This window comes from Flagellimonas ulvae (assembly GCF_049333175.1).
Classification (GTDB): Bacteria; Bacteroidota; Bacteroidia; order Flavobacteriales; family Flavobacteriaceae; genus Flagellimonas.
This window is the reverse complement of record NZ_CP186325.1, coordinates 2,897,064-2,910,523: the sequence shown is the minus strand read 5'-3', so window position 1 is coordinate 2,910,523 and position 13,460 is coordinate 2,897,064. Positions and strand designations below refer to the sequence as shown.

At 39.1% G+C, this 13,460-nt stretch carries 11 protein-coding genes; 6 read left to right on the top strand and 5 right to left on the bottom strand.

Annotated features, from left to right (window positions below; translation table 11 throughout):
* The first annotated feature begins 120 nt into the window (after positions 1-120).
* Positions 121-1,839, top strand: coding sequence for a GMC oxidoreductase (locus ACOKFD_RS13375; RefSeq protein ID WP_422858375.1), 1,719 nt, complete (start codon positions 121-123; stop codon positions 1,837-1,839).
* A complete protein-coding gene (locus ACOKFD_RS13370) occupies positions 1,839-2,489 on the top strand; it encodes a gluconate 2-dehydrogenase subunit 3 family protein (RefSeq protein ID WP_422858374.1) in 651 nt (216 codons plus the stop codon). Before ACOKFD_RS13375 ends, ACOKFD_RS13370 begins: the two co-directional genes overlap by 1 nt.
* Before the next feature lie 152 nt (positions 2,490-2,641).
* Here the strand turns inward: ACOKFD_RS13370 and ACOKFD_RS13365 are convergent, their stop codons facing one another.
* Together ACOKFD_RS13365 and ACOKFD_RS13360 are read right to left on the bottom strand one after the other, a co-directional pair.
* Positions 2,642-5,119, bottom strand: a complete 2,478-nt coding sequence (locus ACOKFD_RS13365; protein WP_422858373.1) for a ribonucleoside-diphosphate reductase subunit alpha — start codon at positions 5,117-5,119, stop codon at positions 2,642-2,644.
* Positions 5,120-5,251: 132 nt separating this feature from the next.
* Entirely contained in the window at positions 5,252-6,238 is a 987-nt protein-coding gene (locus tag ACOKFD_RS13360; protein ID WP_298995782.1) for a ribonucleotide-diphosphate reductase subunit beta, read from the bottom strand.
* Between the two features lie 901 nt (positions 6,239-7,139).
* Here ACOKFD_RS13360 and ACOKFD_RS13355 point away from each other — a divergent pair.
* Both ACOKFD_RS13355 and ACOKFD_RS13350 read left to right on the top strand, forming a co-directional pair.
* Positions 7,140-7,874 (top strand): LytR/AlgR family response regulator transcription factor, encoded by a 735-nt coding sequence (locus ACOKFD_RS13355; protein WP_298995784.1) that lies wholly within the window; start codon positions 7,140-7,142, stop codon positions 7,872-7,874.
* Positions 7,875-7,898: 24 nt separating this feature from the next.
* The gene (locus tag ACOKFD_RS13350; RefSeq protein ID WP_422858372.1) at positions 7,899-9,854 is read left to right on the top strand and encodes a tetratricopeptide repeat-containing sensor histidine kinase; all 1,956 of its coding nucleotides are present in this window, start codon (positions 7,899-7,901) and stop codon (positions 9,852-9,854) included.
* On the opposite strand, the gene ACOKFD_RS13345 is transcribed toward ACOKFD_RS13350, so the two are convergent.
* On the bottom strand, positions 9,844-10,416 hold the full coding sequence (locus ACOKFD_RS13345; protein WP_422858371.1) for a DUF3109 family protein: 573 nt from the start codon (positions 10,414-10,416) through the stop codon (positions 9,844-9,846). The two genes, ACOKFD_RS13350 and ACOKFD_RS13345, sit on opposite strands and share 11 nt — an antisense overlap.
* A 119-nt stretch (positions 10,417-10,535) precedes the next feature.
* On the opposite strand from ACOKFD_RS13345, the gene ACOKFD_RS13340 reads away from it, so the two are divergent.
* Together ACOKFD_RS13340 and ACOKFD_RS13335 are read left to right on the top strand one after the other, a co-directional pair.
* On the top strand, positions 10,536-11,114 hold the full coding sequence (locus tag ACOKFD_RS13340; protein ID WP_422858370.1) for a MarC family protein: 579 nt from the start codon (positions 10,536-10,538) through the stop codon (positions 11,112-11,114).
* Positions 11,115-11,127: 13 nt separating this feature from the next.
* Positions 11,128-11,331 (top strand): hypothetical protein, encoded by a 204-nt coding sequence (locus tag ACOKFD_RS13335; RefSeq protein ID WP_422858369.1) that lies wholly within the window; start codon positions 11,128-11,130, stop codon positions 11,329-11,331.
* Here ACOKFD_RS13335 and ACOKFD_RS13330 read toward each other — a convergent pair.
* Entirely contained in the window at positions 11,328-12,962 is a 1,635-nt protein-coding gene (locus ACOKFD_RS13330) for a S41 family peptidase (protein ID WP_298995793.1), read from the bottom strand. The genes ACOKFD_RS13335 and ACOKFD_RS13330 overlap by 4 nt on opposite strands.
* Positions 12,963-12,984: 22 nt before the next feature.
* Positions 12,985-13,422 (bottom strand): deoxycytidylate deaminase, encoded by a 438-nt coding sequence (locus ACOKFD_RS13325; RefSeq protein WP_422858368.1) that lies wholly within the window; start codon positions 13,420-13,422, stop codon positions 12,985-12,987.
* Positions 13,423-13,460 lie beyond the last annotated feature (38 nt).

Sequence of the window (13,460 nt, the reverse complement as noted above, 5' to 3'; positions counted from 1 at the left end):
TCTTTAAAGGAATCTAAAAACTACAACGTTATAGTATCAAATTCTCAATAAACGCAGGGTTTAAATGTAGAAAATTAATTTAATAATTAATACATTTATGAACTAAACAATTCAGAATACATGAGTAAGTTTTATTACAATGAAGAACAGGAATCCTATGATGCCATTGTCGTAGGAACTGGAATCAGTGGAGGCTGGGCAGCAAAAGAACTCTGCGAAAATGGATTGAAAACCTTGGTATTGGAGCGTGGAAGAATGGTGAAGCATAGGGAAGATTATCCTACAGCTAACATGGACCCTTGGGATTTTCCCAATGCAGGTGAAGCCACCTTGGAAGACATTGCAAAGCAGGAAAAACAAGCAAGAACTGGATATACAGTAAGGAAAGCCTCCCAACATTGGTTTGTAAACGATTTGGAGCACCCCTACAATGAAGTTAAGCGCTTCGATTGGATGCGGGGATATCATGTGGGTGGTCGTTCTATCATGTGGGGACGTCATAGTTACCGTTGGAGCGCAATGGATTTCGAAGCTAATGGCAAAGAAGGAATTGCTGTGGACTGGCCAGTTCGTTATAAGGACATAGCTCCGTGGTATGATAAAGTGGAATCATACATTGGGGTATCAGGGGAATTGCTTGGACTTCCTCAACTTCCTGATGGCAAATTTGAGCCCATGATGGAGCTGAATTGTGTTGAAGACTTTGTTCGCGGAAAAGTTGCTGAGCATTTTGATGGCCGGGTAATTACAGCAGGAAGGGTTGCTCATATAAATAGTGACAAACGTTTTGAAGGCGATGGTAGAGTGCGTTGTCAGTTTAGAAACCGTTGTGTGCGTGGGTGTCCTTTTGGAGCTTATTTCAGTAGTGTTTCTTCTACATTGCCCGCTGCAGAAAGAACCGGCAATATGACCTTACGACCTGATTCCATTGTGCATGAAATTATATATGATGCCGATACTAAAAAAGCAACTGGAGTCAAAGTAATAGACCGACTAACCAAAGAAGAATTTGAATTTAAGGCCAAGGTGATTTTCTTATGTGCCTCGGCAGTGGCATCCACTTCTATACTTATGCAATCCAAATCTGACCGTTTTCCAGATGGTTTAGGAAATGATAGTGGTGAATTGGGACACAACCTTATGGATCATCACTTTAAAGCCGGTGCTGAAGGAAAAATGGATGGCTTTGATGACAAATACTACAAGGGAAGAAAACCAAATGGCATCTACATTCCTAGGTTCCGAAATTTGGGTGGATCTAGTGATATGAAAAATTTTACCAGAGGATACGGTTACCAAGGAGGAGCAGGAAGAGGTAATTACGAAGACTTGGTAGCTGAAGCTTCTTTTGGAAAAGAACTGAAGGAAGGCATTCTAAAGCCAGGAGGCTGGACCATGAACATGTTGGGCTTTGGAGAAATTCTTCCCTATCATGAGAATAAGATGACCCTCGATTATGAGAAAAAAGACCAATGGGGATTACCTACGGTGACCTTCGATGCAGAAATCAAAGAAAATGAGCTTGAAATGCGAAAGGATATGCAGGAGCAAGCTGCCGCCATGTTGGAGAAATCGGGGGCAAGAGATATAGAGACCTATGATGAAACCTATGCTCTAGGGCTAGGTATCCATGAAATGGGTACAGCGCGAATGGGTCGCAATCCGAAAACCTCGGTACTGAATGGATTTAATCAAGTGCATGCTTGTAAAAATGTATACGTTACGGATGGAGCATTTATGACTTCGGCCAGCTGTGTCAACCCATCTCTGACCTATATGGCGTTTACCGCAAGAGCAGCAGATCATGCTGTAAAAGAACTTAAAAAAGGAAATATCTGATGGAAAGAAGAACAGCACTCAAAAATATGGGAATGGCTTTCGGGTATACCGTGGCAGCTCCCACATTATTAGGATTGATCCAAAGTTGTAACTCCAAGAAAGTTCTAGACTGGACCCCGGATTTTTTAACCAAGGATGAAGGTGTTGCCGTTCATACAATGGTTGATATCATTCTCCCTAAAACAGATACGCCTTCTGCCACTGATGTAAACGTACATGTATTCATAGATCAGTTTGCCAAAGATGTGCTCCCCCAAGAAAACAAGGATTTCTTAAAATTGGGAATGGATAAGTTTTTTGGTAAAGTTCTAGCAGATGCTGAAAAGGAAACTTTAGCCGAATTAAACGAAGAGGATTTTATTCCAGCTTTGAAAACATATCTAAAAAAGCGTACCAAAGAGGTTGAGGAAGCTCACAATAAAGCTATAGGGGAATATTTTATGGCCATTGAACAAAATGGCAGTGCCGTATTGGACGATGAGATCGCTCGATATATGTTTGCCAATTCGATTAGAGACATCTCTGTCTGGTCCTATAAAAGCTCTGAATATGTTGGCGAAGAGGTATTGGCTTATCTGCCCATTCCAGGTCAATATGTGCCCTGTGATACTGCAGAAGCCCTCACTCAGGGAAAAGCATGGTCCTTATAATAGACTAATATTTTTAAGACAAAAAAGTCCTTCTAACGAAGGACTTTTTTATGCACAAATAAAAACACCTCGGAAGTTTATCTCTTGGGGTAAAACTTTCCGAGGCGTTTTAGTTAATAAACACTATCACATACTGATAAGTTCAGTATAAACTATGAACCGCACATTAAGCAATCGTCATCAGCTTGGCCTTCTTTGGCACGTGCAATCATTTCTTTCATTTCTTCAGGTGTCATTGGTTGAATATCTACTTCTTGTTGACTTACAGGAGTAGTCTCCACCTGAATGGTCTCAGCTCCTTTCGTAGTAGCTGCAATCACTTCTGCTTCCGCTGCCACACTAACCGGAACTTCTTTCTTTTTCGTATTATCCAAAGTGAATTTAATAGCATCTACAGCTGCTTTGGTTCTCAGGTAATACATTCCCGTCTTCAAGCCACTCTTCCAAGCATAAAAGTGCATGGAAGTCAGTTTGGCATAGTTGGCATTCTCCATGAACAAGTTCAAAGACTGACTCTGGTCAATGAAATAGCCACGTTGACGACTCATATCTATTATATCTTTCATACTGAGTTCCCAAACCGTTTGATACAGTTCCTTAATTTCCTCGGGAATCACATCAATATGTTGAATGGAACCGTTGGCACGCATCAGTTCTTGTTTCAGATTCTCGTTCCATAGACCCAGTTTAACCAAGTCTTCCAAAAGATGCTTGTTTACCACAATAAATTCGCCGGATAGTACTCTTCGCGTGTAAATGTTGGAAGTATACGGTTCAAAGCATTCGTTGTTACCCAAAATCTGAGAAGTGGAAGCGGTAGGCATTGGCGCTACCAACAATGAATTTCTCACTCCGTTTTTAAGAACATCTTTTCTGAGTTTGCCCCAGTCCCATCTTCCAGAAAGTTCTTCATCTTTGATACCCCAAAGATTGTGCTGGAATTCTCCTTTGGATATAGGTGAACCTTCATAACTGGAATATGGTCCTTCTTCTTTGGCTTGTTCCATAGAAGCAGTGACGGCTGCAAAGTAAAGAGTCTCAAAAATATCTTGATTCAATTGTTTTGCCTCATCACTAGTAAAAGGCAATCTGAGCATGATGAATGCGTCTGCCAGTCCTTGAACTCCCAAACCAATCGGTCTATGCCTCATATTGGAGTTTTCGGCTTCTTTGACAGGATAATAGTTGCGGTCAATAACCCTGTTCAAGTTTTTAGTAACTCTTTTTGTAACCTTGAAAAGCTCTTTATGGTCGAACTTGCCATTTTTCACGAACATGGGCAAAGCGATGGATGCCAAGTTACATACTGCTACCTCATCGGGAGAGGTATATTCCAAAATCTCTGTACATAAGTTGGAAGAGCGAATGGTTCCAAGATTTTTCTGGTTGCTCTTTCTGTTGGCAGCATCCTTATACAACATATAAGGTGTTCCAGTTTCTATTTGAGATTCGAGGATTTTCTCCCACAATTCTCTTGCCTTAATGGTCTTTCTTCCTTTTCCTTCTGATTCGTACTTAAGGTACAATGAATCAAAATCCTTGCTATGTGTGTTGAAAAGGTCGGGACACTCGTTTGGACACATTAGGGTCCATTCTGCATCTGCCTCTACTCTTTTCATAAACAAATCTGGAATCCACATGGCGTAGAATAAGTCCCGCGCCCTCATTTCTTCCTTTCCGTGATTTTTCTTCAAGTCGAGAAAGTCGAAAATATCGGCATGCCATGGTTCCACATAAATAGCGAAACTTCCTTTTCTTTTTCCTCCACCTTGGTCAACGTAACGTGCTGTATCGTTAAAAACGCGCAACATGGGCACGATACCGTTGGAAGTTCCATTCGTTCCGGCTATATAAGATCCTGTGGCTCTAATATTATGGATAGATAGCCCAATTCCTCCAGCAGATTGGGAAATCTTTGCCGTTTGCTTCAACGTATCGTAAATACCATCAATGCTATCGTCCTTCATGGTCAATAGAAAGCAGGAAGACATCTGTGGTTTTGGAGTACCTGAATTAAACAACGTAGGAGTAGCGTGGGTAAAGTACTTCTTCGACATAAGCTCATAGGTCTCTATGGCCGCATCCAAGTCGTTTAAATGAATTCCCACAGCGACACGCATGAGCATATGTTGCGGGCGCTCTGCAATCTTACCATTAAGTTTTAGCAGATATGAGCGTTCCAATGTTTTAAAACCGAAGTAATCGTAGCCAAAATCACGGTTATAAATAATAGTGGAATCCAAGGTCTCTGCATTCTCAGAAATTACTTTGTACACCTCGTCCGACAGAAGAGGTGCTTCTTTGCCTGTTCGTGGATTTACATATTCGTATAAATCCTTCATGGTTTCTGAGAAAGATTTTTTGGTGTTCTTATGTAGGTTGGAAACGGAAATACGGGCCGCCAACTTTGCATAATCAGGATGCGTTGTGGTCATTGTTGCTGCTATTTCAGCAGCCAAATTGTCCAATTCCGACGTGGTCACGCCATCATACAATCCTTCAATGACCCTCATGGCCACCTTTACAGGGTCTACTAAGCCATTGAGGCCATAACAAAGTTTTCTAACTCGTGCCGTGATTTTATCGAACATCATCGGCTCTTTTCTTCCATCTCTTTTTACTACATACATGCGCTACGATTATTTTAATTATGATACTTACTTGGTTCTACCAAAGAGCGTTTTTGTGTTAAATTTTTAACACTTGAGGTCAAAGTCATAAAAACCCTCGATGGGCGGTCGAGGGCTTTCTTGGTGGGTTATCTAAAAATCAGCATCAAAGCTTATCTTCTGTGAGTCGGCATCCTTTTCTTTATTAAGAACACCTGCTTTTTGATATTCTGAAACTCTTTTTTCAAAGAAATTAGTTTTTCCTTGAAGAGAAATCATGTCCATAAAATCGAACGGATTAGTGGCATTATAGACTTTTTCGCACTGCAATTCCACTAAAAGTCTGTCTGTTACGAATTCTAAGTATTGCGTCATCAATTTCGAGTTCATACCAATAAGACTAACCGGAAGAGATTCTGTTATGAATTCTCTTTCAATGTTAAGGGCATCAACAATAATTGATGTGATGCGTTCTTTAGGAACTTTGTTCACCAAATGATTGTTGTGCAAATGCACAGCATAATCGCAATGCATTCCTTCATCTCTTGAAATCAATTCGTTGGAAAAGGTCAATCCTGGCATTAGACCTCTCTTCTTCAACCAGAAGATAGAGCAAAAGGCTCCTGAAAAGAAAATTCCTTCTACAGCTGCGAAAGCAATTAAGCGTTCTGCAAAGCTTGGAGAATCAATCCATTTCAAAGCCCAGTCTGCTTTCTTTTTAATGGCCGGGAAATTTTCAATAGCCTTGAACAAGATTCCTTTTTCTTTTTCGTCTTTTACATAAGTGTCTATCAGAAGAGAATATGTTTCAGAATGAATATTTTCCATCATTATCTGAAAACCGTAGAAAAACTTGGCTTCCGAATACTGCACTTCGTTTACAAAGTTTTCGGCCAGGTTTTCATTTACGATACCATCTGAAGCAGCAAAAAAGGCCAAGATATGTTTGATGAAGTAACGTTCGTCTTCATTCAGTTTGTTATTCCAATCCGTTAAATCCTGATGAAGGTCAATCTCCTCAGCAGTCCAAAAACAAGCCTCACACTTTTTGTACCAATCCCATAAATCATGGTGTTGTATTGGAAAAATAACAAATCGGTCTTCATTTTCTTGCAAAATAGGTTCTACTGCTGCTGACATAATTTCATAATAAGAATTAGTAATACTGGACGAAAATTTCCCTGTGAATAGGGCTAACAAAGATTCAAAAATGTGATCAGATTGTAAAGTTTGTTTTAGAAAATAGAGGTCAAAGTTTTTAACACAACTTGTTGAAATCTAGGTTCGCAAGTGATGTTTGTTGGCTTTGCGAAAACCAAAAGCGGTGTACAATTTTTTTAGCAGACTTGAACAATAAAAAAAGACCAAAGAGTATAAATAACTATACCGCTTTGGTCTTACTTACTTATGAAAATTGCTTGCTTTGTTTACTTATATTATTGGATTACCAAAGTGTACGGCCATTCTCAATCCTTCAAGCCTTCTCCATATAGTTTTTAGGTAGTTCCCCCAAAACCTAAAACCAAATTCGAAAATTGAAAAAATCAAGAAATATTTTTTCAAGCAGTTCCACTTATGAGGTTGGTTGCTCTGGCCGTACGTTTTCTGGTAATGTCAATGATCTTATTTACAATAACGGTTCTATTCCTTAACCGCCAATTCCTTCCATTCCGATTCAATTTTTAACTCCTGCTGTTCCGCTACGGACGCAACAATTAATGCCACAACTAAAATTAAAAAGAGAATTATACACTTTCTCATATCTGTTTGGTGAGGTTACAAAAGCTAAAGTAGAGATACAATTTAAAGTTCCATCAATGGTATGTATGGACGACATGGATTCTTGTATAAATGGCTTTGTTTAGCAATAATAGAATTGAAAACTGAAAAAGAAAACCTTCCGAATTGAAGGAAAAAACCTATGGTTTCCCATTATGCGGCGTTTTGTTCCATTTATAAGCATAAAATGTCCATTAGCACATAATTTTAAAATGGTTAAACAGAATATTATACATTTGATTATACGTAATAACCCCGACCCATGTTAGAAGCAGTAATTGTAGACGATGAAGTCAAAGCGCTCCAAAGTTTAAGCTGGGAGCTGACAAATTTGAGTGATGAGGTAGATATAATCGCTTCTTTTACGGATGCCCATGAGGCGCTGAACTATTTGGAGCACAATTCTCCAGATTGTTTGTTTTTAGACATTGAAATGCCTGCAATGGATGGCTTTCAATTCATTAAAACCCTGAAGAACAAGAGCTTTCCAGTGGTTATTACTACGGCATATAATCAATATGCGCTTCAGGCCTTAAAAAATGAAGCCATTGATTATTTGTTAAAACCTATTGATTCAGACGATTTGAAGGTCACTCTATCCAAAATAAAAAAGTTTAATGCCAAGAATTATACGGCGGAAAAACTGGAGAAAATTCTCTTGAATTTCAATGCCGAGTCTCCAAGCAAAAAAATAACTATCAATACTGACGGTAAATTGGTATTTTTACACAGTGATGATATTCTTTACGCCGAATCTGATGGGAATTATAGCACCATCTATTTAAGTGACGGCCATAAAATATTGTTGACCAAAAAACTAAAGGAGGTAAATGCCCTTTTACCAGATCACAGCTTTTTTAGGATACACAATTCATACATAATCAACCTCAACAAAATAAAGGAATTTCTAAAAACCGATGGGTACGTTGTGTTGGAATCCAATCACAAAATACCTGTCTCTCGGCAGAAAAAATCCGATTTTTTGGATTTGCTGTAAAAGCAAGAGGAAACTATTATTTATTTGTTGAACCATACCAAATCATTTAGGCTAACCTTAAAAGCCCTTTTCCTGACCCAAGTTCTTTTTTGGTCCACTACCCATGCCCGTTCACAATCCGTTCCACAAGATTTTAAAAACAAGACAGAAACTGTAATAAGACTGAGGCCAAAAACCTATTTAAGACTGAATTCGGAACTGGAACCAGTTCGCGGGGACACCACTTTAATGCGTTATTTTTCAAATCGTTGCAAGGAAGAAAACTACAAGGAAGGGGAAGCGTATGGACTTAATCAATTGGGAGCGAGGTATCGCAATACTTCGCAATTTAAAAAAGCTGCAGACCTTCATCAGGAGGCATTGAAGATATCCGAAGAAATAAACAATACGGAATTCAAAGTACTCAGCCTGAACATGCTTGGGGTAGTATACCGTAGAACCGATGCCATAAAAACCGGTCTAGACCACCATCAACAAGCCCTTGCTTTGGCAGAAGCCGTTCAAGACCCTTCACATCACATACAAAGACACATAAATATATCCTTGAACTCCATTGGGCACTTGTACAAGAGTCTTGATCAGTATGATTTGGCCATCACACAATTCAAAAGGGCATTAAAGCTTGAAGGTGAGTTGGGGAACAAGTTGGGTCTGGCCATTAACCATCAAAACATAGGGGATTGTTTAGAGTTTAAAGGGGATTTGGAAGGTGCTTTGGAAAACTATAGAAAGTCTCTGGCCTATAACGAAGACATTGATTCTGACTACGGGCGTACCATTTGCAAAAATAGTTTGGCCCAGATCTACATGAAACAAAATATGCCCCATGCCGCTCTGGTCCTTTTGGAGCCCCTCCATGAAGCCTCTAAGAACATTGGAGATTACTTTATTACATCAGCAGTTTTCATAAATACTGGATGGGCCCATACGGTGTTGGGCAACTATGATAAAGCCGAAAAGTTTGTCAAAGAAGGTATTGCTATGGCGCAAAATCACAACATGCCAAGTAATGTACTCTACGGGTATCAAAAATTATCAGATTTACAGCTGGCAAAAGGTAACTACAAAGAAGCCTATGAGTATTACAAGCGCGCCGATGATTATGAAACTGAAATTACCAATGCCACCAATATACGCTACATGACCGATATTATTGTCCGTTATGAAGCGGAAAAGAAAACCAACCAGATTTCTGTTCTTGCTAAAGAGAACGAGATTGTTCGACTACGCCTTAGAAAAAATCAAACCACTTTGTTGGTCAGCTCGCTTATTGTTGGATTGATTTCTTCCATTCTATACATTTTGTACAGGCAGTATCAAAGTAAAAACGAAAAACGTGTTTTGAGTCTGGAGCAAAACATATTGCGCAGTCAGATGAACCCTCATTTTTTGTTCAACTCTCTAAACTCCATTAAGCTCTACATTATTAACAACGAGCAAAAAAATGCAGTCCACTACTTGAACAAATTCTCAAAGCTGGTACGAAAAATTCTTGAAGCTTCATCAGTTAAAGAGATTCCTTTGTCTGAAGAATTGGAGACCGTTGAGCTTTACATGAATATAGAGAACATAAGGTTCTCCAACGAAATTGATTTCAATATCACCATCGATAAGGATATATGTCCGGATAATATCAAAATTCCCTCACTCACCCTTCAGCCTTTTTTGGAAAACTCATTATGGCATGGCCTTTCTCCTAAAGAAGGTGAAAAAATGATTCATTTAAACATTAAAAAGAAGGGAGATCACCATATCAACATTGAAATTGTGGATAATGGCATCGGAAGAACGGCTGCTGAGACTAATAAGGAAAATAGGGTGCTAAAAAGAAAGTCTGTAGGCATTCGCATTACCAAAGAGCGTTTGGCGAATTTTGCGAAGGATTACCAGAACAAGTTTGATGTACATATTGTAGACCTTTTTGACGATGGCGGCCAACCGCAAGGCACCAAGGTTATTTTAGAAATTCCTACAGTTTAGCCCGTTCTTGCGCCACAAGCTCTAGTTCATGGTACCATTCCTCTCCAAACTTTCTAATCAATGCTTCCTTAACAAACTTATATATGGGAACCCCTAGTTCTTTGCCCAAACTACAAGCGGGGTCGCAAATTTCCCATTTGTGGTAGTTAACCGCAGTAAACTCCGTGTATTTACGTGCTCGAACAGGGTACAAATGACAAGAAATTGGCTTTTTCCATTGGGTTGCCCCAGCATTATACGCTTCTTCCAGACCGCACTTTGCAATTCCTGTATCCGAGAAAACTACATAGGCACATTCACTTTTATCCACCAAAGGGGTTTCCCATTCTCCGTCTTCACCTTTTACAAAAGTGCCTTGTTCCTCTATGGTCTTAATTCCCTCAGGTCTTAAAAAGGGCTTGACTTTATCAAAAATATTTGACAGAATTTCCGTCTCATCATCCTCCAAAGGAGCGCCGTATTCACCATCTACACAACAAGCACCTTTGCATGCATTCAGGTTGCATACAAAATCGTTGTCCATGATATCTTCAGAAACTATTGTATTGCCAATTTGGAACATAATCAAGCACAAATTTTTTCAAAAATAATCCAAACTGTAAAATTGATGTTTTCCATACCTACATATTACATCCAAAAGTGTTTTTTACTCGTAAATTTGCAGACTTATTTTTTACGCCCATGAATTTTGATATCAAACAGATTGTTACTGCAACTATGGTTCTTTTTGCAGTAATCGATATTTTGGGGAGTATCCCCATTATAATATCCCTAAGGAAAAAGGTTGGGCATATTCAATCGGAAAAAGCGTCCATTGTTGCAGCCTGTATTATGGTAGCTTTTCTTTTTGTTGGTGAGAGCATCTTGAACTTAATCGGTATTGATGTCAACTCCTTTGCAGTGGCAGGAGCTTTTGTTATCTTCTTTTTGGCCCTAGAAATGATTTTGGGCATTACCCTTTATCGGGATGATGAACCTGAAAGTGCTTCCATAGTGCCCATTGCCTTCCCAATTATTGCCGGTGCGGGAACCATGACCTCTATTCTCTCATTGAGGGCAGAATACGCAGTAGAAAATATTGTAGTGGCCATACTACTAAACATTATCTTTGTATACATTGTTTTAAAGTCCAGTTCCAAAATTGAACGCCTTTTGGGAAAAAACGGACTCAACATAATTAGAAAAGTTTTCGGGGTTATTCTATTGGCCATTTCAGTGAAGCTTTTTGCCACGAACATTAACCTCTTGTTGACGCAATAACAACAGATTCGAAATGAACAAAGTATTGACCGTTTTCTTGATTCTAATGGCTGCAGGCCTTATTTCATACAATGTCACCTTGGTGGATTTTTCTAATCCTTTTCAAGGAGACAGTACCATTGCCTTAATTGGTATATTGGCGCCATTATGTGCCATTATCTTGTTGTTGATTTACATCACCTCAAAAAAGATTGACAAAAAAATCAAAGAAGATTAGTCCTTGGAATCCACCGCCCCTATTTCTTTTTTGCCGTCATAAAGAGATTCTGCATCCAATTCCTTTACTTTTTGAAGCATTTGATCATGCGCTCCTTTAATCTGTGCAGCCTCGTTGGGAGAAAAAATCTGTTCGGCTATATTGGCCTTTAGGTAATCCTTGATTTTTTCCTCTTGCGCATAAAAATCCAATTTGATTTTTCTGTTCAGCACAAATTGAATGAATTCATCAAACAAAATATCATCCACATGGAAATCATCTAAAAATTGATTTCTAGTATATCTGTCGTATTGCTTTCTATCCCTTTCCAAATGCTCGAATACGAATCGCGAAAAGAATTCGTAGGTATCGTCCATGCTTTCAATGGCCTCTTCTTCGTTGCTACCAATAGGAACAAATACATCTGGGATAATTCCACCACCACCATACACTATTTTACCTTTTGGCGTTCTAAATTTTAGGGAATCTGCCACTTTGATGCTATCTACAGAAACCAATTCCCCACTTCGGTACCGATCAATAAATTTTTGATAGTAGTCCTTGTTTCCGTTCTTATATGATTTTTGAATAGAGCGCCCAGTTGGGGTGTAATAGCGGGAAACAGTTAAACGGACTGCTGAGCCATCACCCAAATCCATCTCTCTTTGCACCAGTCCTTTTCCAAAGGAGCGTCTTCCAACTATGGTACCTACATCATTATCCTGAAGTGCTCCAGCAATAATTTCGCTGGCTGATGCGGAACGTTCATTAATCAATACGTAAACTGGCTTGTCCTCAAAATCACCTTTTTTGGTGGCATATGCTTTTTTTACTCTTCCTTTTTTGTTTTTTGTAAAAAGAATGAGCTTGTCATCTACCAAAAATTCATCTGCTAGTTTTTCTGCGATGCCCAGATATCCTCCTGGATTGTCTCGAAGGTCAAGAACCAATTTTTGTGCTCCTCGCAATTTCAACTTTCTGAGGGCATCCTTGAACTCGTCAAATGTAGATTCCGCAAATCGATTGATTTTGATAAAGCCTATATCTCGTGTAAGCATATAATAGGACTCTACACTTTTGATTGGCACACGGTCGCGAGTAACCGTCATGGCCATCAACTTGTCCTCAGATTTTCTATATACTTTCAAATCAACTTTGGTCCCCGCCTTTCCTTTAAGTCTTGATACGATTTCGTTATTAGCGATGCGCTTACCAAAAAGAGTGTCCTTGTTCGCCATAAGAATGCGATCTCCTGGTTTTATACCACTTATATAGCTTGGACCATTTTTTATGGTTCGTATTACCGTTATGGTATCTCGATACATGTAGAAACTTATCCCAATTCCTACAAAATCCCCCTTCATATTTTCGGATACTTCTTGCATCTCACTTCTGGGAATGTAAACTGAATGAGGATCCAGCTTCCCAAGAATATTATTGACGGTTACGTCGACGATACTATCTGTATCAATATCATCAACATATTCATAGTCTATATAATCAATAAGTCTATTGAGCTTGTCCTTTTTTGAATTGGTTGAGAAGAGTTTCTCTGGGGTATCATCAAAATGAAGCTTCCCTCCAATAAAAATGCCGATAGCTACCGCCAAAGCAAGTAGCGTAGGCCATATATAGTTGAATTTCTTTTCCATTAACTAATTTACCATAGTGGTTTTAAACCATTTCTTCAACAAGGGGTATATGTTCAATAATGACACCTGCGCGCTCCAAAAACTTCAATCCTGAATCATCCTTATACGCTGTGCTATAGACTACACGTTTTATGCCAGACTGATGGATAAGTTTGCTACATTCCCGACATGGAGAAAGGGTTATGTATAAAGTTGCCCCTTCACAAGATTGGGTAGATGCAGCTACTTTAAGTATGGCGTTGGCCTCAGCGTGCAAAACATACCATTTGGTATATCCTTCTTCATCCTCACAGAAGTTCTCAAAACCTGTAGGTGTACCGTTGTATCCATCCGAAATAATCATTCGGTCTTTAACTATAATAGCTCCCACTTGTTTCCTTTTGCAATACGAAAGCTTACCCCATTCTTTGGCCATACGTAAATACGCCTTATCGTACTTCAGTTGTTTGCTTTCTTTCATAGAGTAAAAAAGAAGTTACTATTAATTTAAAGATACCT

What these genes read in the sequence shown, in the direction of transcription:
- ACOKFD_RS13375 (WP_422858375.1), top strand. Translation starts at nt 121, where the DNA reads ATGAGTAAGTTTTATTACAATGAAGAACAGGAATCCTATGATGCCATT.
- ACOKFD_RS13370 (WP_422858374.1), top strand. Translation starts at nt 1,839, where the DNA reads ATGGAAAGAAGAACAGCACTCAAAAATATGGGAATGGCTTTCGGGTAT.
- ACOKFD_RS13365 (WP_422858373.1), bottom strand. Translation starts at nt 5,119, where the DNA reads ATGTATGTAGTAAAAAGAGATGGAAGAAAAGAGCCGATGATGTTCGAT.
- ACOKFD_RS13360 (WP_298995782.1), bottom strand. Translation starts at nt 6,238, where the DNA reads ATGTCAGCAGCAGTAGAACCTATTTTGCAAGAAAATGAAGACCGATTT.
- ACOKFD_RS13355 (WP_298995784.1), top strand. Translation starts at nt 7,140, where the DNA reads ATGTTAGAAGCAGTAATTGTAGACGATGAAGTCAAAGCGCTCCAAAGT.
- ACOKFD_RS13345 (WP_422858371.1), bottom strand. Translation starts at nt 10,416, where the DNA reads ATGTTCCAAATTGGCAATACAATAGTTTCTGAAGATATCATGGACAAC.
- ACOKFD_RS13340 (WP_422858370.1), top strand. Translation starts at nt 10,536, where the DNA reads ATGAATTTTGATATCAAACAGATTGTTACTGCAACTATGGTTCTTTTT.
- ACOKFD_RS13335 (WP_422858369.1), top strand. Translation starts at nt 11,128, where the DNA reads ATGAACAAAGTATTGACCGTTTTCTTGATTCTAATGGCTGCAGGCCTT.
- ACOKFD_RS13330 (WP_298995793.1), bottom strand. Translation starts at nt 12,962, where the DNA reads ATGGAAAAGAAATTCAACTATATATGGCCTACGCTACTTGCTTTGGCG.
- ACOKFD_RS13325 (WP_422858368.1), bottom strand. Translation starts at nt 13,422, where the DNA reads ATGAAAGAAAGCAAACAACTGAAGTACGATAAGGCGTATTTACGTATG.